The following is a 23681-nucleotide window of genomic DNA, read 5'->3' on the forward strand; positions in this document are numbered from 1 at the left end:
CGTTACCAATCAAGGAGCGAAAACGCCCCGTCGCAATAGCCAAAATGAAGCACGGCACCGTTGTCGGGCTGCTCTCCCCCGCCGGTCACGTATCTAAGAAACTCCTGGCAGGCAGAGCCATGAGAGACCGCAAGCACACGATCGTGCTGCGGTCGGGCCATAATACGGGACAGCGCCGCGACCATGCGCGCCCGAAGCTCGCCTTCCGACTCGCCACCAAAGGCCACCGGATAATCGCCCCAGGGCTGCGGCGGCATATCGCGATTTGATGTGCCCTCCAGCGTGCCCAGGCGCCACTCGCGCAAATCATCGACCGGCTCTATGGGAAGATCCTCGCCAACGATCAGCTCGGCCGTGTGGCGCGCCCGACCCAACGGAGACGAATACGCGTGGTCAAAGGAGATACCGCGCGCCTCAAACGCCGCGCGCGTCGCCAGTGCCTGCTCGCGCCCGCGCTCCGTGAGCGGCGAGTCTTGCCAGCCCTGCAAAATGTTCTGCACGTTAAGCTCGGTCTGCCCATGCCGAACCAAATACAGATCGGACACACGCCCTCCCCTCGTACCACCACAAAGGGGACAGGCACCTTTGTGGTGGCTTGCCGCCGGATCGCGCCGCAACGACGCAACTACACCAGCACGTCGGCAAGCGGACGCTTGGGCACGTGATGCACCTGCGCCTCGTCGCGCCAGTAATTAATAGAACCGTCGGGGTTGGAATCGATCGCGTCGATAACCTGCGTCTCGGCCGGCACGCCAAAAGCCATGATCAGCTTGAGCTCGTACTTGTCGTTATCGAGCCCCATCGCATCGATCGCGCGGGGCGTAAAGGCCTTGAACATGCAAGCCGCCACCTCGGGCGTTGCGCTGCGCGCGGCGAGCATCATCGTCTGAGCCGCGATGCCCGTGTCGACCTCGGTGATAGGCGCGGCGGGCTTGCCGGGAACGGTGCGCTCGGCAAGAACTGCAATGTAGCCGGTCGGGCGCTCGCCCTCGGCAGGACCCGGCCAGTCCTTGAGCGCGCCGGCCCATGCGAGCTCGTCAAACACGCGAGCGCAGTCCTCGGCACCGCTCACCACATGAAAACGCAAGCGCTGAGCATTGGCGCCACAGGGAGCCAGGTGCGCCAGCTCTGCCAGCTCGAGCAAAAACTCGCGCGGCACGCGCATGGACTCGTCAAAACGGCGGCATGTGCGGGCGCGGCGAACCAGCGCATCAAACGCATCCAGGCCAAGCTTTTCGCAACCCTGCTTTGCCATCGACTCAGCGCTCGAAGGCGCCGCGGGAACAGCTTCGTTCATAGGGACCCCCAATAAAAGCCAATTGTTCTTAGGAAAATCTAACCTAAAACGCAGGCAATAACGAACAGAGCTGCAATGTTCTACACCTGTTGAATAGAAAATCGCGACGTGGGGAACAACGGAAACAAATCGGGGCCTTTGGGTTACGTTTCGCCCTCCCCGGCCCATACGCCAGCGCCTTTAGGCGATACTGGTTGTAACGATCACGGCTTACGCCGCACGGAAAGGAGGCCTCATGGGCATCTTTAAGAATGACGACCAACAATCGAGTCTGTTTGGATTTGACGAGAAAAGCATGGCAGGCAAGGCGATTAAAGCCGTGCGCTGGATCTACGCCGCCACGGGTGTCATCGCGCTCATCGCCGGCATCGCGCTGCTGTTTGCACCCGCTAAGACCCTCGTCTTTTTGACGACCGTACTGGGCTTCTACTTTGTGATCACGGCTGGCGTCAGGCTGTTCACCGCCATTTTTGAGCCGCTGCTGCCCGCCGGCTGGCGCGTCACGAGCATCCTCGCCAACCTGCTCATCATCTTGGGCGGCGTGGTGATCCTGCGCAACCAGGCGCTTTCGACCGCGACGCTCAGCACGCTTGTGGTGGTCGTGGCCGGCTTTGGCTGGATTGTCGAGGGCATCATGTCGATTCTGGAGTCCGAGCTTTCTTCCAACCGCGCCCTCGCCATCCTGAGCGGCGCGCTCTCCATCATCGCCGGCGTGTTCGTGTTCATCTATCCGCTGTGGTCGGCAAAGATGCTCGTCATCTTTACCGGCGCTGCACTCCTGGTGTTTGGCGTGACGCTGGTTATTCGCGCTATCCGCTTTGGCAAGCTGGTGCACTAGATGCCGCGAACGCTGTTTATTGATGCCGACGCCTGCCCGGTCACGCGTGAGTCGATCGACTGCGCGCGACGGGCGGGTGTTGCCGTGGTTGTCGCCGGCAACAGCACGCAAAACCTGGAGCGGCACATTCGCCGTGACGACCCGCGCGATGCCGAGCACGCGCGACGTGGCTTTTGGGTCACAACGCTCGACGTGAGCGTAGGCGCCGATAGCGCCGACTTTGCCATTATCGAGCGTCTGCAGGCGGGCGACGTGGTCGTGACGCAGGACATTGGCCTGGCGAGCATGGTGCTCGGTCGCGATGCCGCCGCCATCGGCGTGCGCGGGCGCGTGTACGACAAAGCCACCATCGATATGCAGCTGTTTATTCGTCACGAAGAAAAGAAAGTGCGCCGCGCCGGCGGTCGCACCCGTGGACCGGCAGCCTTCACCAGCGAAGACCGCGCCCGCTTTAAGCGCAACCTCACCGACCTGCTGCGCTAACCAAGGTAGATTTTTGGGACATGCCTAAAAATCTACCTTTTTGTTTTGGCGATTGGCGCGCATCCAACGCCGGTCATGGCGGTAGATGTTTGAGGCATGCCCCAGTTTTTACGGGATACCTCAAACATCTACTTAGAGGCCAAAGGCGGAAAGGATAAGGCCCCAGCCGGCGCCGATGACGTACATCATGACCAGGAACACGGCGTTTTCCCGGGCGCTGCGGTTGGTGCGGAACAGTACCAGGTAACCCACGCCGGCAGAAATGAGTGTACCGGCGAGCATCGGTGCCAGCTGCAGCGCGCCTTCCAGATACAGCTGCGTAATGACCACGCTCGCCGAGCAGTTGGGAATGAGGCCGACAAGCGCCGAACCCAGGACAGCGAGCGTCTCGTTGCCGCGCAGGAACTGCTCGATCGCGGACTCGCCAAAGGTCTCGAGCACGGCGACCAGAATCAGCGTCACCAGAAAAATGAATACCGAAACCTGTACGGTGTGCGAGATCGCGCTGCGGATAATCGACAGGACAGGCGCGCCTTTGTGTGAGTGGGAGTGACCGTGGTGGTGTTCGTGCTCGCCCTCGTGTCCGTGATCGTGGCCATGTCCGTGGTCACGCTCGTCCTCGTCTTCATCACAACCGCAATGGTCGCGCTCGCACAGCTCATGGATGTGGTCGGCGCTCACGCCCGCCTCGGCCACCTCGTCGATGATGTCACCGCCGCTGTGATCGTCATGCGCGCAGTTAACGTGCGCCGGATTGGCAGCGGTTCCCAACACGGTACGGCGGATCGCCGCATGAGCACGGGCGTTGCGACGCAGGCCGCGAATGGCGGCATCCACGATAAAGCCCGTGACCAGCGCGATCAGCGCCTTCGAAGCCAAAAGCATCGCCATAGTCTGCACGGGAACCTGCTCGGCAAGTAGCAGTGGCAGCATCTCGTCGGAGGTCGAGAGAAACACCGCCACCAGGGTGCCCAACGTCACGACGCGACCGGCGTACAGCGTTGCCGCCATCGCCGAAAAGCCACACTGCGGCACCATGCCCAGCAACGAGCCAACCACGGGGCCCGCGGCGCCGGCACGCTTGATGGCGCCGTTGACGCGATCGCCTGCCACATGCTCTAACGTCTCGAGGGCCAGATATGTCACCAACAAGAACGGCACCAGCGAGAGCGTGTCCTTGCCGGCGTCGAGCAAAATATCAATCAGCAAATCCATGACGGATGGAACCTTTCGTGTCTTTCGGCAGCATTGTAAAAGTCCTAGCGGTCAACTAGGGTATTGTAGTTGTCCTAGGCGTGATGCCAATAGTTGCCTGTGGTAAACTATCATCTCGCCACATCTCAATGACCCCGAGCCGCACGACGCGGCCCGTCCAAGGAGCAGTATATGAACGTTTCGCAAGCACTCGAATACGAGCGCCAGCCGTTTATCCCCATGTTCATCTATGGCGATCACGCCGCCATGGAGTCCGAGCGTCAAAAAGGCGAAGAGGCCCTCAAGGTGCTCGAGACCGAGTACTTTACCGCCGAGGGCGACCCTGGCTTCGACTTTGCCACCGTGCGCGACCTGGCCGACCGCAACCGCGACCTATGCGACCAGATTGGCGAGGCGCGCCTGCGCAACGTGACGCCCGTGACGCTTTCGCGCGGCCTGTCCGACGCCGATACCTGCGCCGCCATCGGCAAGATGCAAAAGCGCACCGCCGCGTCCGTCATGCGCGAAATCCGCGGCGACCGCGACGCGCTCGGCGTGGCGTACGCCCGCAAGCCCATCCAGGGCACGGTGCTCGGCATCGACATCGAGACCACCGGCCGTGCACCCGAGCGCGGCTACATCATCAACGTGGGCTGGGAGATCATGGAGCTCACCAGCGACGCCGTCCCGCACGACGCCGAGGCACACTATTGCGGCCTGCCCGATATCTACCGCGGCGAAGATGTGCCGCTGTCGAATATCCATCACATCACCTGGGACGACATCGACGGCAAAACGCCCTTCCGCGAGAACAAGGAGCTGCAAAAGCAGCTGCTCAAGCTCATGAAGAAATACCCGTACATGGCGCACAACGCCGCCTTTGAGGACAGCTGGTTCAAGATCCATCTGGACGGCTATGCCGAGGCGCGCCGAGCCGGCAAGATTATCGTCATCGACTCGCGCCAGATCTGCCGCAGCCTGGACGCCGACGTGCGCTCGCTCCCCCGCGAGTCCGCACCCGCCGCACTCGAGAACTGGGCACGCCGTCGCGGCACCCTCGCGCCCGACGCCAACGAGCAGCACCTGGGCCTCGACGACACCGACCTCATGCTCCGGACGGTGCAGGCCGAGTTCAACCTCAAGAACCTGTTTGCCAAGTAGATTGCCAAGCAGAGGCGCCATTCGCGAGCAACACTTGCCGGACCATAGCGCCCCGCGCAAAAGCGACACGCCGAGGCGCTCCTCTCAAGCGACGCAATACGGGCCGATGTCCAAGCGGATATCGGCCCGTTTTTCGCGCCGTACAACGCGGCCCTCCAGTCCCCGATGTCTAGCCGCCGCATAACCAAGAACTTCATCTGCGCATGTTCAAGCCAAATTGCACATTTTTGTTGACGCCGCCTTTGCATCAAAACGATGCTGATCAGCATCAGTTGTGGAGGTCTGCGTAGCCAGCGAGCTGCGATAATGCTCCAAATAGCATCTTTCTCCATCATTGGCGTCAAGCGCTTGGACAGCTTTTGTTATGCCGCGACATTTTGCCTTGGCGTTCATTGCGAACCCCGCTGCCTGGTCTGCCATGCTATCTGTATGAGTATCGTGCTTTCACATAACACGGCAAAAGCGGTCTACCAAGCCGCATACTCGGTATCCGCAATTGGCACCGAGCCCTGCAGCCCTGCCAAGATCTACGGGGCGCGCCCCAGCAAGGATCTGCTCGACTCTGCCGCCGACTGGCTCGCCAGGCACAACGTCGCTCTGGATAACGATGCCCCGCTCGATACAACGGTGTTCGAGCGCGCAAACGTGCGCAGCATGACGGGCTGCAAGTGCCACGTATCATCCAAGCGATTCGCGGGCTCGCGCTTTATCAAGCTTGCCGACGACATCTATATTGTCGGCGTCGAACTCTGTGCGCTTCAGGCCGCAACCTATCTTCCCTTTCGAGAACTTGTGGAGTACTACTTCGAACTGTGTGGAGCCTATTCCCTTGGGCACGATGCCTCGACATCCTATACCGAGCGCTTCGCGCTCACCTCGACTTCGAGCCTTAAACATTTCTTTAACTCCCTCATCGACTGCAAGGGCCTCGAACTTGCCCGAAAAGCCATCCAATGCGTGCGGGACGGATGCCGATCGCCGATGGAAACGGCGTTTGTCATGATGCTCACGCTACCCAGGCGCGAGGGCGGTCTTGGCATTAGCGAGATCGAGACCGACTACGAAGTAAAGGTCACAGCTGCTGCAAAGAATCTCACGCGGCGCGAAAAGTTCTATATGGATGCATATCTCAAGCGGTCCCGAACCGACATCGAATACAACGGATTTCAGCACGATGCCGAAGAAGACCGCGCCATTGACGAAGAGCGCAAGAACGCGCTGGCGTCCATGGGCTACGGAATCATTACCGTCAGTCGCTATTCCTTTATGCACGCCAGCGCCTTCGCCAGGGTTATGGAGGCAATCCAGCGAAAGGAGGGCATTCGCCCATCGCGCCTGCCCAAAGATTTCGCAATCAAGCAAGAAGAGCTGCGACAATTTGTGCTCAGGAGATTTATCGAGGAAAAGAAGCGTATTGAGGAGTTCCTCCGTCAAGACGCAGCGCAGGGTAATGCACTTGAGCTCGAGCGCGCAGTGCTCGAGGGCATCTCGCTGGACGACCCGACGATCAACAATGTCCCGGCCATCGACGACATGCAAGTCATCGAGCTGGATTGCCCGGAGTTCGCCCAAACAAGCACCTCCACACCCGAAGGCAGGGTGTACGGGGCCAGAACTGAGGCGGACTGACAGGGTGGGTACCCCGGCGACGTGCAAAAACGGGAGTTTTCAGCAGAGCCGAGCATCCGAGGGCGGCCGAATTGCCCCATTTTACACCGAAGCCGCTGTTTTCGATGTAAGTTAGGCAACAGCTGGGGAATATCTATTGCCATTTGCACTCCAGTAAAGCCCTGTGGCGGCAAACGACGCCGTATCATGCAATAAATAACCCCTCGTCGATGCTGAAAACTCCCGTTTTTGCACGTCGCTAGGGTACCCACGTTGGCATCGGCGGCCTTATCAGCACCAACCAATGCCCTTAGCCGCCTCCGGGGCCAATCGACAGCAAAAAATTTCGCAAATTATATTGACATATGAACATGCGCTCATATACTCGGAAGTAAGTTATATGAGCACATGTTCATATGAAAGGATATTGCAATGAGCGAACACGCCGATGAAATAAGGACCGATATCGACACCACCATCGTGCCCGACATCCCCACCACTTGCTCGCCCGAGGACCTTCCCGACGAGGAGCTGCTGTACGACCTTGCCGACTTGTTCAAGGTTTTCAGCGACACCACGCGTATCAAGATCCTCTACGCTCTCATGGGCCGCGAACTCTGCGTGGCCGACATCGCCGAGGCGACTGCGACCTCGCAGTCCGCGGTGTCGCACCAGCTGCGCACGCTCAAACAGTCGCACCTGGTTAAATTCCGGCGCGACGGGCGCAATATCCTCTACTCGCTCGCCGACGATCATGTCTACACCATGCTCAACCAAGGCATGAGCCACATCTGCGAATAGCGACCAACCACGGTACCAGCGCGGTCTGCACCCAAGCCGCAAATACAGGGAAAGGAACCCATCATGAAAAAGCAGTTCAAGCTCGACGAGATCGACTGCGCCAACTGCGCGCGTGAGCTTCAGGACGAACTCGCCAAGCTCGAGGGAGTCAAGTCCGTATCGGTCAACTTTATGACTCAGAAGCTGACGCTTGAGGCCGACGACGCTGAGTTCGACGAGGTCCTTGATCGCGTCGTGGAGTTCACCGCCGACGCCGAGCCGGACTGCGAGATCATTCTCTAGCCTGCGCATACGCTGATACGCAAGGCCGCGCTTGTCGCGGCCTTTGTCGCGATGTTATATGAGCAGGTGTTCATACATTCAAATGGGAGGATACGAGTCATGGCCACCGCCGACCCCAAGAAGAAAAAGAAGAAGCGCAAGAAAAAAGAGTCACTCGAGCATAAACGCAACCGCATCCTGGTAGCGCTGGGTATTTTTGTCGTGGTGTACGCCCTCGATGAGCTCGGCGCCCTCACCGCCGCATTCGGCACCCCAGGCAACATCTACGCCAGCTTTGTGCTGTTCCTCGTGCCGTTTTTGATTGCCGGCTACGACGTGCTCCAAAAGGCATTCAGCAACATCCGCCGCGGCAAGGCGTTCGACGAGAGCTTTCTCATGGCCGTCGCGACCATCGGCGCGTTTGCCACGGTGCTCTTCCCCGATACCGACCCGCACATGGCCGAAGGCGCCGCCGTTATGCTGTTCTACCAGGTCGGCGAGCTGTTCCAGGCATACGCCGTGGGCAAGAGCCGCAAATCGATCAGCGCCATGATGGACATCGCGCCCGATTACGCCAACGTTGAGCAGGCTGACGGCACGCTCGAGCAGGTCTATCCCGATGACATCGCCGTCGGCACTGTCATTGTCATCAAGCCCGGCGAGCGCGTGCCCATCGACGGCGTTATCGTCGAGGGCGTAACCCAGCTCGACACCGCCGCCCTCACCGGCGAGTCGGTCCCCCGTACCGCCAAGACCGGCGACGATATCATCAGCGGCTGCATCAACATGACGGGCCTTATCCGCGTACGCACCACCAAACCCTTTGGCGAGTCCACCGTCGCGCGCGTCCTGGAGCTCGTGGAGAATGCCAGCGAAAAGAAAGCACGCACCGAAAACTTCATCACACGGTTCGCCCGCGTCTACACGCCCGCCGTCACCGGCGCGGCAGCGGTGCTCGCGCTCGGCGGCGGCCTGGTGACCGGCGCCTGGTCCGATTGGATCCTGCGCGGCCTGACCTTCCTCGTCGTCAGCTGCCCCTGCGCACTCGTAATTAGCGTGCCGCTGAGCTTCTTTGGCGGCATCGGCGGCGCGTCCAAGCTGGGAGTTCTCATCAAAGGCTCCAACTACCTCGAGGCGCTCGCCGATGTGGATACCGTCGTCTTCGACAAAACCGGCACGCTCACCAACGGCACGTTCTCGGTCGTCGCGGTGCACCCCGAGGACGGCTATACCGAGCAATCGCTGCTTGAAGTCGCAGCCCTCGCCGAGTCGTTCTCCGACCACCCCATCGCGCAGTCGGTGCGCGCCGCCTTCCAGGGCCAACTCGACCCCAAGCGTGTATGCGACTCCACCAACGAAGCGGGCCATGGCGTGACGGCGAACATCGACGGCAAGCACGTCGTCGTCGGCAACGCCAAGATGCTCGCCGCGTCCGGCGTTGAAACACCGGACTGTGAGGTCGTCGGCACTATCCTCCATGTGCTGGTCGATGACGTCTATGCCGGTCACATCGTAATTGCCGACACCGTCAAAGCCGATGCCGAGCAAACGATTCGCGAGCTGCACGCCGCCGGCGTCAAGCGCACCGTCATGCTCACGGGAGACCGCGAGGAAGTGGCCGCCGCCGTGGCCAATCAGCTGGGAGTCGATGAGTTCCACGCGCAGCTTCTGCCAGGTGACAAGGTCGAGCGCGTCGAGGCATTGCTGGCAACCGAATCGGGCAAGGGCAAGCTCGCCTTTGTGGGCGACGGTATCAACGATGCGCCCGTGCTCACCCGTGCCGATGTGGGCATTGCCATGGGCGCCATGGGCTCCGACGCCGCAATCGAGGCAGCGGACGTTGTGCTGATGGACGACAAGCCGTCCAACATTTCCCGCGCGATCCGCGTGGCTCGCAAGACCATGACGATTGTTTGGCAGAACATCATCTTTGCACTGGGTATTAAGATGCTGATTCTGGTACTCGCGGCGCTCGGCATCGCCAACATGTGGCTCGCCGTCTTTGGCGACGTGGGCGTGGCGATCATCGCCATCCTGAACGCCATGCGCGCGATGGGTGTCAAGAACCTGTAGCATGCGTGGCTGTCCGGCCGGGCGACGCGGCACACAACGCGCAAGGGGCGTCCCCAACTGCCGGCAGAAAAGGAGCGTCCCCAAGTGCCGAGCCGCAGCTATAGCAGCCCAAAGTGCTTTGCGGCGTTGTAAATTCCGTCGTCGTCCACGGCGGTCGTCACGTAGCTCGCCGCAGCCTTTACCGTGTCTTGCGCGTTGCCCATGGCCACGCTCGTGCCCACGGCGGCAAACATCGACAGGTCGTTCTCGCCATCGCCAAAGGCAATCGCCTCGCTCGCGTCGATGCCCAGGCGCTCCAGCGTCGCCGCCACGCCCAGGTCCTTGCCGCCGTTGGCCGGAATAATGTCGCAGAACAGGTCGCACCAGCGCGTGGTGAGCGAATGCGACACGGCGTCGGTCACTATATGCTCGTCGGCAGGATCCACAAAGGCGCAAAACTGGTAAACCGGCGCGTCAAAAGCGTGCTCAAACGGCTCCTCGTGGTAGTCGATTCCCGCGTTGTTACCGGCCGTCACCACGCGCTCGGACAGGCGGTTCACAAACGAGTTCTCGCCCTGCATGCACAGCGAGTCGTAGCGCCCCTCGGCCACCTGGTCCACAATCACCGCAACGTCCTCCGGATCAATCGGACAGCTGCGGTAGACGCCCTCGGCATCAAAGCAGTGCTGGCCCGAAAGCGTAATATACGCATCCCAACCAAGATCGAACAGCCAATCGGGCATCTGGTAGGTCGGGCGGCCCGTGGCGATCACGCACGCAATCCCCTGCTCGTGAAAGCTGTCGAGCACTTGCTGCGCCGACGCCGGAATCCGGTGCGTCTTAAAGCTCAGTAGCGTGCCGTCGATATCGAAAAACGCGGCTTTGATCATCCTCGTCTACTCCTCGCCCTCGAGCTTCTCGCTCGCCTCGAGCCACGCCATCTCCAGCTCATCCATAGCGGCGTGAGCCTCGTCGATCTTTGCCTGCTGCTCGCCCAGCGCCGTGTAGTTGGTGGGGTCGACCTGAGCCATCGCGGCCTCGGCCTCCTCCACGCGAGCGCGCTGCGTCTCCATCTTGCGCTCGAGCGAGCTCACCTCGCGGCGGAGCTTCTGGCGCTCGGCGTTGGAAAGGCCATTGGGCTGACCGCTCGCCTTGGGCTTTTCGGCCGCAGCTGCCGCGGCACCGGTGTCGAACGTGCCGGTCTTGGCGCTCGGCGCACCCACGGGCTCGCCCTCGGCGGTGGCATTGCACAGGCGCAGGTACTGGTCGACGCCGCCGGGCATGTGCGTCAGGTGGCCGTCGAGCAGCGCCCACTGCTGGTCGGTCACGCGCTCCATCAAAAAGCGGTCATGCGTTACCAGAATCAACGTGCCGGGCCAACCATCGAGCAGGTCCTCGACAATCGCCAGCATGTCGGTATCCAGGTCGTTGCCGGGCTCGTCCAGGATGAGCACATTGGGCTCGTCCAGGATCGTCAGCAGCAGCGACAGGCGACGGCGCTGTCCGCCCGAAAGATCGCCGATACGGCTCCAGAGCTGCTGCGTCGTAAAGCCCAGACGCTCGCAGAGCTTCTCGGGCGAGGTCTCCTTGCCATCGATAACGTAGTACTTCTTGTAGTTGCTGAGCACCTCGCGGATCGTGTCGCCCATGTAGGGCTCGAGCTCCTCGAGCTGCTGCGACAGCACGCCAAAGCGCACCGTCTGGCCAATCTTCACGCGGCCGCGCAGGGGCGCGATCTTGCCCTGAATCACATCGAGCAGTGTGGACTTGCCGGCGCCGTTCTCGCCCAAAAGACCATAGCGGTCGCCCGCACCAATGAGCCAGGTCACGTCGGAGAGCACTTGCTTGGGCGCGCCGTCGGTATCGGCATAGCCGGCGTCCACGTCGACCACGTCGATAACCTGCTTGCCCAGGCGACTCACCGCCAGGCGCTTGAGCTCCAGCTCGTCGCGCACGGGCGGTACGTCGGCGATGAGCTCGCGAGCGGCCTCCACACGAAACTTGGGCTTGGTGGAGCGCGCCTGTGCGCCGCGGCTCAGCCACGCGAGCTCCTTGCGCGCCATGTTGCGACGGCGCTCCTCGGTAACGGCGGCCATGCGGTCGCGCTCTACGCGCTGAAGGATATACGCGGAGTAGCCGCCCTCGAAGGGGTCGACCTGGCCGTCGTGGACCTCCCACATGCTGGTGCAGACCTCGTCCAAGAACCAACGGTCGTGCGTGACCACGAGCATGGCGCCCTGGCCGCGCTGCCAGCGGGCCTTTAAGTGGCGCGCGAGCCAGTTGATGGTGCGCATGTCCAGGTGGTTGGTGGGCTCGTCGAGCATGAGCACATCGTAGTCGCCGATCAGCAGGCGCGCGAGGTCCACGCGGCGGCGCTGACCGCCCGAAAGCTCGCCCACCGTGCCCTCCCAGGGCACATCGCTAATAAGGCCGGCCAGGATCTGGCGCGTACGCGGGCTCGAGGCCCATTCGTACTCGGGCGTGTCGCCGACGACGGCATGATGCACGGTGTCGGTATCGACCAGGTTGTCCTTTTGGCCGAGCAAACCAATCGTGGTGTCGCGGCGGTGCGTCACGCGGCCGTCGTCGGGCTCCAGTGTGCCGGCGAGCACACTCAACAGCGTCGACTTGCCGTCGCCGTTTTTGCCGACGATACCAATACGGTCGCCCTCGCCCACGCCGAGCGTCACGCTATCGAAAATATGCTTGGTGGGAAACTCTAGGCTGACGGAATCGCATCCCAAAAGAATCGCCATATGCCCTGCTCCTTCGTAGAAATTCAACGTTGTCCATGATAGCAGCGAGCCCCACCCCAAAACCTACCAAAAAGGGACAGGTTTATTTTGGCAGGTTTTATCTGGGCAAACGTCAGAGCAGTCCAAGGGCACTCCGTGGTAAAACGTTAAACCTGCCAAAATAAACCTGTCCCTTTTTGGTAGGTCAACGGCCGCACGCGACACAAAAAGGCGGGCCATCTCCCGCAAGAGATGACCCGCCTCTCCAATCAGTCCCGCGGCAACCATGGCCGCCGCGGGCCTCAAGCATGTCCCGGACTAGGAGAACATGCCGGTGAGGTAATCATTCAGCCGCTTATCCTTGGGCCGTTGGAAAATCTCGTCGGTCTCGTCGTACTCGACCATATCGCCCATGTAGAAAAACGCCGTGCGGTTGGACACGCGCGACGCCTGCTCCATGTTGTGCGTCACGATGACGATGGCGCGGTCGGCAACAATCGATGACATCAGGTCCTCGATTGCCAGCGTCGAGATGGGGTCGAGCGCCGAGCAGGGCTCGTCAAACAGAATCACATCGGGATTGAGCGCCAGCGTGCGCGCAATGCACAGGCGTTGCTGCTGGCCGCCCGAAAGCGCGTAGGCGCTCTTGTCGAGCTTGTCCTTGACCTCGTCCCACAGCGCCGCGCCGCGCAGGCTTTCCTCGACCATGCGATCGAGCTCGTCGCGGTCAGTAATGCCGTGGCGTTTGGGCGCAAACGTGATGTTGTCACGAATGGACTTGCGGAAAGGGTTGGGCTGCTGAAACACCATGCCAATGGAGCGACGCAGCTCGTAGGTGTTCTCGGTCTTGGTGTTCACGTTGCGCCCGCGGTAGTTGATCTCGCCCTCCACACGGCAACCGCGAATCTCGCGATTCATAAGGTTGAGGCTGCGCAAAAAGGTCGACTTACCGCAGCCCGAAGGCCCGATGAGCGCCGTGATCTCGCCCTTGTGAAAATCGAGCGACGTATCGTGCAGCGCATGGTGGTCGCCATAGTACACGTTGACATCCTTGGTGGAAAGCACGACCTCGTCGCTCACGGCTTTGCCGCTTACGCGCACGCGCTTCTCGCTCTCCCCCACGCTCGACAAAAAGTCCTGGGTCTCGGACGCGGCCGCTTCGGTTGCGGGCGTTGCATTTATCTCGCTCATTCGGCCGTCATCCTCCTTGCCAGTTGCTTGCCCACGATACGGGCGACTACGTTAAACAGCAGCACGCAGATCATCAGCAGTGCCGCGGTGCCCCAAACAATCTGCTGTGCCTCGGGGCTGCCCTCGCCATAGATCTTATAGATGTGCACGGCGAGCGACTCACCGGGGCGGAACACGTTCCAGGCACAGGTGGGGCTCGACAGGTTAAAGCTCAAGAAGTTCAGACGCACCGGCGAGCTCATGCCCGAGGTAAAGAGCAGTGCTGCGGCCTCGCCAAACACACGGCCGGCCGAAAGCACGATACCGGTCACGATGGCGGGCATGGCCTCGGGGATCAGGATGTGCAGCGTGGCCTCCCAGCGGGTGAGGCCCATAGCCAGGCACGCATCGCGCTGGGCCTGCGGCACGTCCTCGAGCGCCTGTTGAATCACGCGCACCAGGATGGGGATGTTGAACATGGTGAGCGCGACGGCGCCGGAGATGATGGAGTACTTCCAGCCCAGCTGCACCGAGAACACCAGAAAGCCGAACATGCCGACGACGATGGAAGGCAGCGAGGACAGCGTCTCGATGGCGGTGGAGGCGATGTCGCGGATGGGGCCGTCCGGCGCGTACTCAACCAGGAAGACCGCGCCGCCCAAGCTGATGGGCACCGAGATACCTAGGGTGATCAACAGCAGATAGAACGAGTCGAACAGCTGGTAGAGCACGCCGCCCTGGGTTCCGTTGGCGCGCGCGGGCTGCGTGAGAAATCCCGGCTGGAACAGCGTCGAGATGCCCTCGAACAGAATATAGGCCACCATGGAGACGACGATGAGCATGACGATGGCGACGATTGCCGTCAGCACGCCCGTGGCGATGCGGTCCTGCTTTTGGACGCGCCCGAGTCTCGCCTCGTCGATATGAATGCGCGTGCTAGCCACGAGCCTTCGCCCCCTTGCGGCCGATAAGGTGGATGATCAGGATAAAGATGAGGCTCATGCCCATCAGCAGCAGACCGAGCGCCCACAGGACGTCGTCTTGGGCCGAGCCCTCGGCATAGACCGCCATAGACGTGGTGAGCGTGGTGGTGATGGTGGACGCCGGCGACAGCAGCGACGTCGGCATGGCCTCGATGCCGCCGATAACCATGCGCACGGCAAGCGTCTCGCCAAAGGCGCGGGTCATGCCAAGGATGACCGCGGTCATGAGCGACGGCATGGCGGATTTGAGCACCACGTGCCAGATGGTCTGCCAGCGGGTGTAGCCCAGCGCGAGCGAACCCTGACGGTAGCTATCGGGCACGGCACGCAGGCCATCGACCGAAAGGGTGGTCATCGTCGGCAAGATCATGACGGCCAGCACGATGGCGCCGGGCAAGATGCCCAGGCCCGTGCTCACGTGGAAAACGCTCTTCATAAGACCGACGACCACGTGAAAGCCGACCAGGCCAAAGACGACCGAGGGAATGCCGGTCAAAAGCTCAATAAGCGGCTGAAACACCTTGGAGCCAAACTTAGGGCTAATCTCGACCGCAAAGATGGCAGAGCCGATGGCGATGGGCAGCGCGATAAGCGTGGAGAGCACCATGACCGCAAACGAGGTGACGATCAGGGGCAGGGCGCCGGTATAGGGCAGGCCGTTTTCGGCCGTGTTGGCCAGGTCCCACTTGGTGCCGGTAAAGAACTCGACGACCGAAACGCCGTCCTTGAGAAAAGCCGAGAGGCCCTTTTGGGCGACCATAAAGATGAGCGCGGCAACGACAAGCGTCACGAGCGCTACGCACGCGCCCGTGACGCCCAGGCCCACGTTCTCAAGGTCGCGCTTTGGCAGCTGTTTTGCCATTGCAAACCTTTCCGGGGCGATTACTTATTTAGCGGAGACCTTGCCGCTGGCGTCCTTGACAACCTTCATGGCAGAGACGGGGATAAAGCCCTGCTCCTCGACGAGCTTGCCCTGGACGTCGTCGGAAAGCATGAACTCCAAGAAGGCTTTGGTGGCATCGTCGGCGTCCTTTGCGCAGTACATGTGCTCGGTCGCCCAGATCTTAAAGGAGTCGTCGGTGACGTTTGCGCTCTTGGGCTCCACGCCCTCGACCTTGATGGCGTTGAACTTGGAGTCGTCGAAGTGCGAGAAGTCGAGGTAGGAGATGGCGTTGTCGGTGCTGGCCATCTGAGTCTGGACGTCGCCGGACTTGTCGAGCTCGGCGTCGCCCTTAAAGTCGACGGCCTCGTCACCAAAGACGGCGGCCTCGAAGGTGGCGCGGGTGCCAGAGCCGGCCTTGCGGTTGAGAACGACGATGGTGGCGTCGTCGCCGCCGACCTCCTTCCAGTTGGTGATCTGGCCGGAGAAGATGCCCTTGAGCTGCTCGAGGGACAAGTCGTCGACCTTCACGTTCTTGGAGACGACGGGACCCATGCCCACGACGGCGACCTCGTGGTCGACGAGGTTCTTGACCTGGTCGGCCTCGAGCTTGGTCTCGGCGAAGACGTCGGAGTTACCGATGGTGACGGTACCGGCGGCAACGGCGGTCAGGCCCTTGCCCGAACCGTTGCCCGAGCCAGAGACGGAGACGTCCGGGTTGGCGTCCATGAACTTCTCGGCAGCGGCCTCGACGAGAGCCTGGAACGAGGAGGCGCCGTCGTAGGTCACCTCGCCGGAGACGGACTCGGCAGCGGCGCTGCCCTTGTCGGCGGCGTTGGAAGCGCCTGCGCCGCCGCAACCAACGAGGCCGAGGCCCACGAAGCTCGCAAGACCACCAGCGAGGCCGAGGAACTGACGACGAGAATAAGCCTGATCGAGCATGATCTTCCTTTCATACATGCGACTCGCGGGCACCCTGCCCGCTTTGCTGTTTGGAAAGATACGGCCTCGATCGGGCGGTGCCCGCGCCAACTGCGGATTCTTACGGGCATTTGATAGACCCTTACCGCGAGCGCGACTCGGCTTTACAAACGAATAACAAACCCGCCCCCAAGCATGGCCCGCCTTTACACCAATAAAAACAAAGTTGCGGTGAAATAGTTCCTGCTTGGCCATCAAATGGCCCATTCTAGGAACTATTCCATCGCAACTTAGATTAGGAAACCGCGTAACCTTAAAGCTCTAATTCATTCAAGCGCAAAATCGCCACGATGTAGATCTTGAGCGCCTGCTTGAGCTGTTCCTCGTTGGCGCACTCGTTGGGGCCGTGCATCTGGCCGCCCCATGCGGGCAGCTCCAGGCCGGTTTCCTCGGGGCCAAACGACACGGCGCGGGCAAAGTTGCGCGCGTACGTGCCGCCGCCCATGGCAAAGGGCTCGGCATGCTTGCCCGTAAACTCGTTATAGGTATCAATAAGCGCCTTCACGGCCGGATCGTCGGCGGACACCGAGAACGGCACCTTTGCACGACCCACACGGCACGTCACGCCAAAGCGGCCCACGAGCGGCTCGAGCTGCTCGCAGATGGTATCGGCGCTCGTGCTGTCGGGGAAACGTACATCGATGACCTGCTCAATATGGCCATCCATCACACGGATAACACCGGGGTTGCACGTGAGCGGACCAAACGCCGGGCTCGTCGCGTCGATACCCAGGCCGTGGCCATAGGCATCCGCATGTACAAAGGTCAGAAACTTGACAAACTCGTGCTCGGCGGGCGTCAGCAGGCGCTCGTCGCGTGCACCAAACGCGTCCTCGGCCTCGCGCAGATACGCCACGATGAGGCCGACGGCATTGATCGTTCCCTCGGGCATCGAAGCGTGACCGCCAATACCGTGGGCGAAAATCTGCGCATGCCCGTTATCGAGCGCCGTGATCTCCAGGCGGTCGGCGTTCTCAACGGGCGCCGGCAGCTCATCGGCGGCAATCGCGAGCTCGCAGATAGACTGCGACGGAATGGCGTTGCTCGCCTCGGCACCGCTCCACGATACGATGCGCCCGCCGTCAATCTTGGAGCTCACAAACGTCGCCCCAAACTGGCCCTTCTCGGCATTGCAGACCGGGAACTCGGCATCGGGCGTAAACAAAAAGTCGGGGTCTGCGTGGTTCTCCAGATAATGGTGAACGTCGGACATGCCCACTTCCTCATCGCAGCCCAGCAGCGCGCGGAAGGTATAGCGCGGCACAATGCCGTGCTTGATCAGGTAGGCACCGGCGTAGAGCGACAACACGGCCGGGCCCTTGTCGTCGATCACGCCACGACCGAGCAGCCAGCCCTCGCGGCGCTCCATCGCAAACGGGTCGGTGTTCCAACCGGGACCGGCGGGCACCACATCCACATGGCAGATGGTCGCAAGCTGCTTATCGCCGCGGCCGGGAATGTCGGCGATGCCCACATAGCCCTCGTCGTCGCTCGTCTGGTAGCCGAGCTTTTGCGCAATGCCGAGCGCACAATCGAGCGCATCACGGACCGGGCGGCCAAACGGCGCACCGGGCTCCGCATGGGCAGCAACGGCCACAGACGGATAGCTCACCAGCTGCTCGATATCGGCAACGACATCTTCCCAGATCTCGTCGACATACTCGGTAACGCTCTGCTCCACCTGATTCATGGACGACCTCCTTACCAATGAGCGACGGCCACACCCGCCCCTCGCATAACGTCATTAGATGGCAAAAAGTTTAGCAAGCTCGGCCACCGAGTGCACCACCGCATCGGCACCCGCCGCCTCGTGCTCGCCCGGCACCGCCGCGCCCGAATAGATGCCAATGCACGGCACGCCCATTGCGTGCGCGCCCTCCACATCGTTAAAGCGATCGCCGATCATCACGGCATCGTCCGCCGTCGCGCCGAGCGCCGCCAGGGCATCGCGAACCGAATCGGCCTTGGTCTCGCGCCCCTGCGGCGGATTCATACCGACCACCGCCTCAAACTGCGAAAGCCCCAGCTCGCCCACCATGTCGATGCACTTTGCCTCCATGCGCGACGTCGCCACGGCCAAGTGATGCCCCTGGGCGGCCAGGCCATCGAGCAGTTCGGGAATTCCATCGAACACGGGGTACTCTTCCGGTCCCAGCTCATCAAAAAAGGCACGGTACTCGTCGGCCACCACAAGCGACTCCTCGCGCGAGAAGCCGTAAAAGTCGTGGAAGCTCTTCCACAACGGAGGCCCGATCATGCGGCGCAGGTCACCCATCTGCGCCTCAGAAAACCCGCGCGCAGCCAGCGCTTTACGCGTCGAGGTCATCACCGCCCGGCCCGTATCGGCCACCGTGCCGTCAAAATCAAACAGCACGACCGGCCGCTTGCATATCTCCAGTGCCTCCATCGACATCCCTCTTCCCCAGTTGAAGATTTCCACACCGACACTTCAAACTGTTGACTATTCAACAATTGAACCTAGCAATGTAGAGCGACTCTACTATACTTGTCGCACTTTGCTCTCAGAAGGCGGCGCCGTCGCGCCCCAACGAAAGGTGCAATTATGTCTTTTGCCATCATAACCGACTCCACGTCGGACATCTCCCCCGCCCGCGCCCAAGAGCTCGGCATTTACGTGATTCCGCTTCATGTGATTATCGAAGGTGAAGACCTGCTCGACCAGGTGCAGGCCAGCTCACGCAGATGCTCAATATTCGCCTGACCGTTTCGCCGGAGTGGAAATCGGGCAAGATCAAGGCGATCAAAAAGGGTCGTGGCGCCAAGCGCATCGTCGCCAACCAATCCCTATTCCACCGCAACTCAGAAGCAGTTCATTTGGGACGGGGCCAAAAAGACTGATATCAAACGTTTCAGACCAGTCTTTTTAGCCCCGTCCCATTTTACCTACCCTACATCAGCCCGCTCAGGGCGATGTCGACGGCCTCGTTGAGGTCATCGGTGATGTGGACGAGGTCTGGATCGAGTGGGCTGATCATGCCGGCATCCATCACCGGGCCGTTGAGCCAGTCGAACAAGCCCTGCCAGTATTCGCTGCCCACCAAAACAAGCGGCATGCGCTTGACCTTGTGCGTCTGCACCAGCGTGAGCACCTCAAACATCTCGTCGAGCGTACCAAAGCCACCGGGAAACACGATGGCGCCCGAGCTGTATTTGACAAACATGGTCTTGCGCACAAAGAAGTAACGGAAGTCCATGCCGAGGTTCACGTATTTGTTGAGCCCATGCTCGTGTGGAAGCTCAATACCCAAGCCGACCGACTTGCCGTTGGCGCTCGCCGCTCCCCTGTTGGCCGCCTCCATAATGCCAGGACCACCGCCGGTGATAACCGCCACGCCGCGCTGCGCGATCTTGCGGCCGACCGTGCGCGCCGCCTTGTAGAGCGGATCGGTCTTGGGCGTGCGGGCACTGCCGAAGATGGTCACCGCGGGCCCGAGCTCGGCAAGCGCGCCGAAGCCATCGACAAACTCGGCCTGAATGCGCAGCACACGCCACGGGTCGGCGTGCAACCAGTCAGTCGAGTCCTCGGGCGCCAGCAGGTTGGCGTAGGTGTTGTCCTTAGGAATCATAGGGCCGCGCATAACCACGGGGCCGCGTCGGTACGTCTCGTCGTAGGCCGGCTCGCCCTCGACGTTCTCATTCTTAATCATGGGATACTCCTATCGAAAATAGAAACGGGCGGGGTCGACGCCATGCGTCAAACACCCGCCCGAACATCAACCATTCGGTATGGTACCCACGATGCATCAAACGCTTGCAAGGCATCGGTCAGAGGTCGTGCAAGCGATGCCGACGCATGCGATGCCCGGCGCCGATTACGCACGGTCGATTGGCACGTAGCCTCGACACCGCGCGAGCGCCCCCGCAAGCGCACCCGCAGCTCTTAGTAATCCACTGCCGCGGGGCTGTTCATCCAGTCGCTCACGAACGCACCGTAACGGCCCTCGATAATGGCCTGGCGGGCACGCTGCATAAGGTTGAGCAGGTAGTAGATGTTGTGCATCGAAAGCAAAATGCCGCCGAGCATCTCCTTCTGCGTGACCATGTGGCGAATGAGCGCACGGCTGTAGCCGCCCGTGCACACCGGGCAGGTGCAGGTGGGATCGATGGGGCCGTCGTCGTGCGCAAAGCGGGCATTGCGGAAGTTAAGGCGACCCTCGCTCGAGAACGCCGTCCCCATGCGGCCGGTGCGCGTCGGCAGCACGCAGTCGAACATGTCGATGCCCACGCCTACACCACGCACGAGCGTCGTCGGGTTGCCGACGCCCATCAGGTAGCGCGGCTTATTTTTGGGCATGTACTCGCTCGCGAGCGGTGCCAGCGTCTCAAACATGGTCTCGTGGTCCTCGCCCACCGAGTAGCCGCCAATGCCGTAACCGGGGAAGTCACCGCACTCCTCCAGATGGCGCAGCGAACGCAGGCGCAGGTCCAGATGCATGCCACCCTGAACGATGCCAAAGAGCGCCTGGTCGTCGCGGGTATGAGCTTTATAGCAGCGCTCGGCCCACATGCTCGACAGCTCAACGGCGCGCTCAACGTAGGCGCGCGTGGCGGGATAGCCCGGGCACTGGTCGAGCTGCATGCAGATGTCGGAGCCGAGCTTCATGGCGATTTCCATGTTGTCCTCGGGCGTCCAAAACACGTGGCGGCCGTCGTAGTCGTTGACGATAAAGCGCACGCCCTCGTCGGTGAGCTTGACGGCGTCGTTGTGGCTGAACACCTGGAAACCGCCGGAATCAGTGAGGATGGGGCCATGCCAGTTCATAAACTTGTGCAGGCCACCCAACTCGGCGATGGTATCCTCGCCGGGGCGCATGGACAGATGATAGGTATTGGCGAGCACGATCTGGGCGCCGAGCTGCTTGACGGTCTCGGTAGGGATGCCCTTGACGTTTGCCTTGGTGCCCACGGGCATAAAGATCGGCGTCTCGATGTCGCCGTGCGGGGTGTGCAGCACGCCGGCACGCGCATGCGTCGTCGGATCCTCGGCGATCAGGTCGAATTTAAATAGGCTCTGGTCCATAAACTGGAACTCCTTGGTTGCGGTTCATACGCAAACCATTATAAAGACCGCGGCAGGTGAACAGCATAACGTCTTTCGGAGAAGGGAATGTCAAGCGCAAACTGAATAGAGCGGCCAAATTTTTGCTATCCAAGCGAGCCATCGAACACGTTTTGAAACTTTGCTGCGGCGCGCGGGATGCCGGAGCGAAACTTTATCATAGGGTGACAAACAACGATGAGGAGCACATGCCTATGACAGACGAGCTGGACCCCCAGACTCAGCAGCATATTGATGATTCCGCAGACGTCGCCGACGACTGCAGCACTCCTACCTGCGTCGCCGCTTCCGTCGATGCATCCGCCGAAGATGCGCACGCCGCTGCGGATAAGGCAACAGACACAGGCGATACTGTCGAGCATGACGAAGGCGAGCAACTGGAGTCGAACGACACCGAGCCCGACGCGGACCCCGCGTCACAGGCGGCAGGCCCCATCGAGATATCTTCGGAAGAAGAGCTCGATGCCGTCATGGACTCCATGATGGATGCCGTCAAAGCGATGAAAGACGCCGTGGCTGACGCCGATGTGGACGCCGAAGAAGAGAAGGCCGCCGAGGCCGCATCGACCTTCGTGCCTGGCGAGACCCCCGTTGCCGACCAAGGCAGCACCGTACCTTCGTTCTTACAGCTCGAGCACCCTACAATTGGCGCAGATGCAGTTGACCCGCACACTGCCGGCTTTTCCGTGATCGAGGGTGGCACCGGCAATATCGCCACGTCGCAGGCGCCCGATGCGGGTACGGCCGACGCCGGTCACCCGACCGCTCCACACGCCCCTGCAGCCAGCCGCGATCTGGGAACCGCCGTCTCAAATACAGCAAACGCCGTAGGCACTTTTATCGCCCAGGGCGCCTCTGCCATGCGCGAGATGAACGCCGCAAAGAAGGCGCTCGCGGATGCTCGTGCCCACCTGGCCGAACTTGATCAGCGCATCGCCGATCAAGGCGAGGAGCTCGAGACGCGCCAGGATATCGCAGGCCGCTACGACCAAATCGTCGCCGAGCAGCGCCAGGCAATCGCCACGGCTCAAAAGACCGCTGCGGCGGCAGAAATCGGCCGCGATACCCATGCCGCCAAGACAACAGAGCTCAAAGCGCAGCTCGAACAAATAAAAGAAGAGGACGACGCCACCGAGCGGCGTCTCAAAGCCGCACTCGATGCCGTAGAGGCGCGCGAAGCCAGCTCGCGCGAGACCGGTAACCGCCTCGTACGACGTCTCGAGGACTCCAAGCGCATCCGCGACAAGGTACAGGCCGAGCGCGACGCCGGCGTTGCCGCAGCGCAGCAAACCGTCGACGCCACGCGCGCTCAACTCGAAACGTTGCGCCGTGAGTATGCCGAGCTGCAGCGCAATCCCTCGGCAAATCCCGCCAACTATACGGTGCGCACCAGCGAGCTTTCGATGCAGATCTCCGACACGGCTGATGCCCTTCGTAAAGCCGAGGAAGATGTCCCGCGCATCACCGCCGATCTTGAGCACTCGCTCGCAGCCGCCGAGCACGCCGTCGAGCAGGCGCAAGCCCCCATCGCCGACGCCAAGCGCGCCCATCAGGCCGTGACGGCCGAGGCCGATGCCGCGCGCGACGAGCTGCAGACCGCAAAGGCGGCCGCTGCAACGCGCCAGCGCGAATTACGCGAGAAGATCGTCACCGAGGACAAAGCGCGTCAAGAGCAAGAGCAGGCTATCGCCAATGCCCAGGCGGACGTCGCGCATGCGCAGTCGATCATCGAGCAGGCGACCGAGGTGCACAACCATCCCGAGATCACCGAATCGCTCGCGGGCTCCCTGGCTCGCGATAAGGACGAGCGTGCCGAAACCGAGCGCGAAGTGGCTCAGCTCGAAGCCGCCGAGAACGACGTGCGCGAGCGCACCCGCGACTCACGCGTCAAATTCACCGGCGCAATCGTCTGCATTGTCACCGTAATCCTCGTGATCGTCCTGATCTGGCTGTTCGCGAGCAAGTAAACCAGCTGCCAAAAAACACTCACCGCAACGTTTTGATTGGTGCAAAGGGGCCAGGCTACTTTGCACCAACTTGGTGCATATAAAGCAGTCTCCATTGCACCAACAACGTTTGCCCAGATAAAACCTGCCAAAATAAACCTGTCCCTTTTTGGCAGGTTGAACCACGGCAACGCCAATGTTTTGGCGAAGT

Annotated in this window: 22 protein-coding genes; 9 read left to right on the forward strand and 13 right to left on the reverse strand. The window is 61.4% G+C overall.

The features are described from left to right. Positions 1 to 2 precede the first annotated feature (2 nt). Positions 3 to 545: a histidine phosphatase family protein gene (locus tag ACQRCA_RS06300; RefSeq protein WP_427719554.1), complete on the reverse strand. Its 543-nt coding sequence runs from the start codon at positions 543 to 545 to the stop codon at positions 3 to 5. Positions 546 to 625: 80 nt separating this feature from the next. Next, on the reverse strand, positions 626 to 1297 hold the full coding sequence (locus ACQRCA_RS06305) for a nitroreductase family protein (RefSeq protein ID WP_427719555.1): 672 nt from the start codon (positions 1295 to 1297) through the stop codon (positions 626 to 628). 235 nt (positions 1298 to 1532) lie between these two features. Between ACQRCA_RS06305 and ACQRCA_RS06310 the strand changes: the two genes are divergently transcribed. Next, the gene (locus ACQRCA_RS06310) at positions 1533 to 2135 is read left to right on the forward strand and encodes an HdeD family acid-resistance protein (protein WP_118099399.1); all 603 of its coding nucleotides are present in this window, start codon (positions 1533 to 1535) and stop codon (positions 2133 to 2135) included. After that, on the forward strand, positions 2136 to 2618 hold the full coding sequence (locus tag ACQRCA_RS06315; RefSeq protein ID WP_154515742.1) for a YaiI/YqxD family protein: 483 nt from the start codon (positions 2136 to 2138) through the stop codon (positions 2616 to 2618). It abuts the gene before it with no gap. A 132-nt stretch (positions 2619 to 2750) separates the two neighbouring features. On the opposite strand, the gene ACQRCA_RS06320 is transcribed toward ACQRCA_RS06315, so the two are convergent. Next, positions 2751 to 3833, reverse strand: coding sequence for a putative manganese transporter (locus tag ACQRCA_RS06320; protein ID WP_427719556.1), 1083 nt, complete (start codon positions 3831 to 3833; stop codon positions 2751 to 2753). A gap of 171 nt (positions 3834 to 4004) precedes the next feature. On the opposite strand from ACQRCA_RS06320, the gene ACQRCA_RS06325 reads away from it, so the two are divergent. The 5 genes from ACQRCA_RS06325 to ACQRCA_RS06345 all read left to right on the forward strand — a co-directional run bounded on the left by ACQRCA_RS06325 (position 4005) and on the right by ACQRCA_RS06345 (position 9716). Further along, positions 4005 to 4973, forward strand: coding sequence for a 3'-5' exonuclease (locus ACQRCA_RS06325; RefSeq protein WP_427719557.1), 969 nt, complete (start codon positions 4005 to 4007; stop codon positions 4971 to 4973). A 438-nt stretch (positions 4974 to 5411) separates the two neighbouring features. Further along, positions 5412 to 6602: a hypothetical protein gene (locus ACQRCA_RS06330; RefSeq protein ID WP_427719558.1), complete on the forward strand. Its 1191-nt coding sequence runs from the start codon at positions 5412 to 5414 to the stop codon at positions 6600 to 6602. 411 nt (positions 6603 to 7013) lie between these two features. Next, positions 7014 to 7382: an ArsR/SmtB family transcription factor gene (locus ACQRCA_RS06335; RefSeq protein ID WP_117794534.1), complete on the forward strand. Its 369-nt coding sequence runs from the start codon at positions 7014 to 7016 to the stop codon at positions 7380 to 7382. A 63-nt stretch (positions 7383 to 7445) separates the two neighbouring features. After that, entirely contained in the window at positions 7446 to 7664 is a 219-nt protein-coding gene (locus ACQRCA_RS06340; protein ID WP_117583778.1) for a cation transporter, read from the forward strand. Positions 7665 to 7763: 99 nt separating this feature from the next. After that, positions 7764 to 9716, forward strand: a complete 1953-nt coding sequence (locus ACQRCA_RS06345; RefSeq protein WP_427719559.1) for a heavy metal translocating P-type ATPase — start codon at positions 7764 to 7766, stop codon at positions 9714 to 9716. A 98-nt stretch (positions 9717 to 9814) separates the two neighbouring features. Here the strand turns inward: ACQRCA_RS06345 and ACQRCA_RS06350 are convergent, their stop codons facing one another. The 8 genes from ACQRCA_RS06350 to ACQRCA_RS06385 form a co-directional block, all read right to left on the reverse strand. Continuing rightward, positions 9815 to 10585 (reverse strand): Cof-type HAD-IIB family hydrolase, encoded by a 771-nt coding sequence (locus ACQRCA_RS06350; protein ID WP_427719560.1) that lies wholly within the window; start codon positions 10583 to 10585, stop codon positions 9815 to 9817. Positions 10586 to 10591: 6 nt separating this feature from the next. Beyond that, positions 10592 to 12451 (reverse strand): ABC-F family ATP-binding cassette domain-containing protein, encoded by a 1860-nt coding sequence (locus tag ACQRCA_RS06355; protein WP_427719561.1) that lies wholly within the window; start codon positions 12449 to 12451, stop codon positions 10592 to 10594. Positions 12452 to 12748: 297 nt separating this feature from the next. Further along, positions 12749 to 13621 (reverse strand): phosphate ABC transporter ATP-binding protein PstB, encoded by an 873-nt coding sequence (pstB, locus tag ACQRCA_RS06360; RefSeq protein WP_427719562.1) that lies wholly within the window; start codon positions 13619 to 13621, stop codon positions 12749 to 12751. Beyond that, positions 13618 to 14544, reverse strand: coding sequence for a phosphate ABC transporter permease PstA (pstA, locus tag ACQRCA_RS06365; protein WP_427719564.1), 927 nt, complete (start codon positions 14542 to 14544; stop codon positions 13618 to 13620). Before pstA ends, pstB begins: the two co-directional genes overlap by 4 nt. After that, on the reverse strand, positions 14537 to 15445 hold the full coding sequence (gene pstC / locus ACQRCA_RS06370; RefSeq protein WP_427719566.1) for a phosphate ABC transporter permease subunit PstC: 909 nt from the start codon (positions 15443 to 15445) through the stop codon (positions 14537 to 14539). The genes pstA and pstC overlap by 8 nt, the downstream gene beginning before the upstream one ends. Positions 15446 to 15469: 24 nt before the next feature. Beyond that, positions 15470 to 16405 (reverse strand): phosphate ABC transporter substrate-binding protein, encoded by a 936-nt coding sequence (locus ACQRCA_RS06375; RefSeq protein WP_154515770.1) that lies wholly within the window; start codon positions 16403 to 16405, stop codon positions 15470 to 15472. A 292-nt stretch (positions 16406 to 16697) separates the two neighbouring features. Continuing rightward, a complete protein-coding gene (locus tag ACQRCA_RS06380; RefSeq protein WP_427719569.1) occupies positions 16698 to 18134 on the reverse strand; it encodes a M20 family metallopeptidase in 1437 nt (478 codons plus the stop codon). 54 nt (positions 18135 to 18188) lie between these two features. Then, positions 18189 to 18851 (reverse strand): HAD hydrolase-like protein, encoded by a 663-nt coding sequence (locus ACQRCA_RS06385; protein WP_427719570.1) that lies wholly within the window; start codon positions 18849 to 18851, stop codon positions 18189 to 18191. 156 nt (positions 18852 to 19007) lie between these two features. Here ACQRCA_RS06385 and ACQRCA_RS06390 point away from each other — a divergent pair, with 156 nt between their 5' ends. Then, positions 19008 to 19166 (forward strand): DegV family protein, encoded by a 159-nt coding sequence (locus ACQRCA_RS06390; RefSeq protein WP_427719572.1) that lies wholly within the window; start codon positions 19008 to 19010, stop codon positions 19164 to 19166. A gap of 187 nt (positions 19167 to 19353) precedes the next feature. On the opposite strand, the gene ACQRCA_RS06395 is transcribed toward ACQRCA_RS06390, so the two are convergent. Then, positions 19354 to 20112: a TIGR00730 family Rossman fold protein gene (locus ACQRCA_RS06395; RefSeq protein ID WP_427719574.1), complete on the reverse strand. Its 759-nt coding sequence runs from the start codon at positions 20110 to 20112 to the stop codon at positions 19354 to 19356. A gap of 233 nt (positions 20113 to 20345) precedes the next feature. After that, on the reverse strand, positions 20346 to 21485 hold the full coding sequence (tgt, locus tag ACQRCA_RS06400; protein WP_427719576.1) for a tRNA guanosine(34) transglycosylase Tgt: 1140 nt from the start codon (positions 21483 to 21485) through the stop codon (positions 20346 to 20348). A 233-nt stretch (positions 21486 to 21718) separates the two neighbouring features. Here tgt and ACQRCA_RS06405 point away from each other — a divergent pair, with 233 nt between their 5' ends. Further along, entirely contained in the window at positions 21719 to 23491 is a 1773-nt protein-coding gene (locus tag ACQRCA_RS06405) for a hypothetical protein (RefSeq protein WP_427719578.1), read from the forward strand. Positions 23492 to 23681 lie beyond the last annotated feature (190 nt).

Source organism: Collinsella sp. SGI.095, assembly GCF_050314535.1.
Taxonomy (GTDB): domain Bacteria; phylum Actinomycetota; class Coriobacteriia; order Coriobacteriales; family Coriobacteriaceae; genus Collinsella.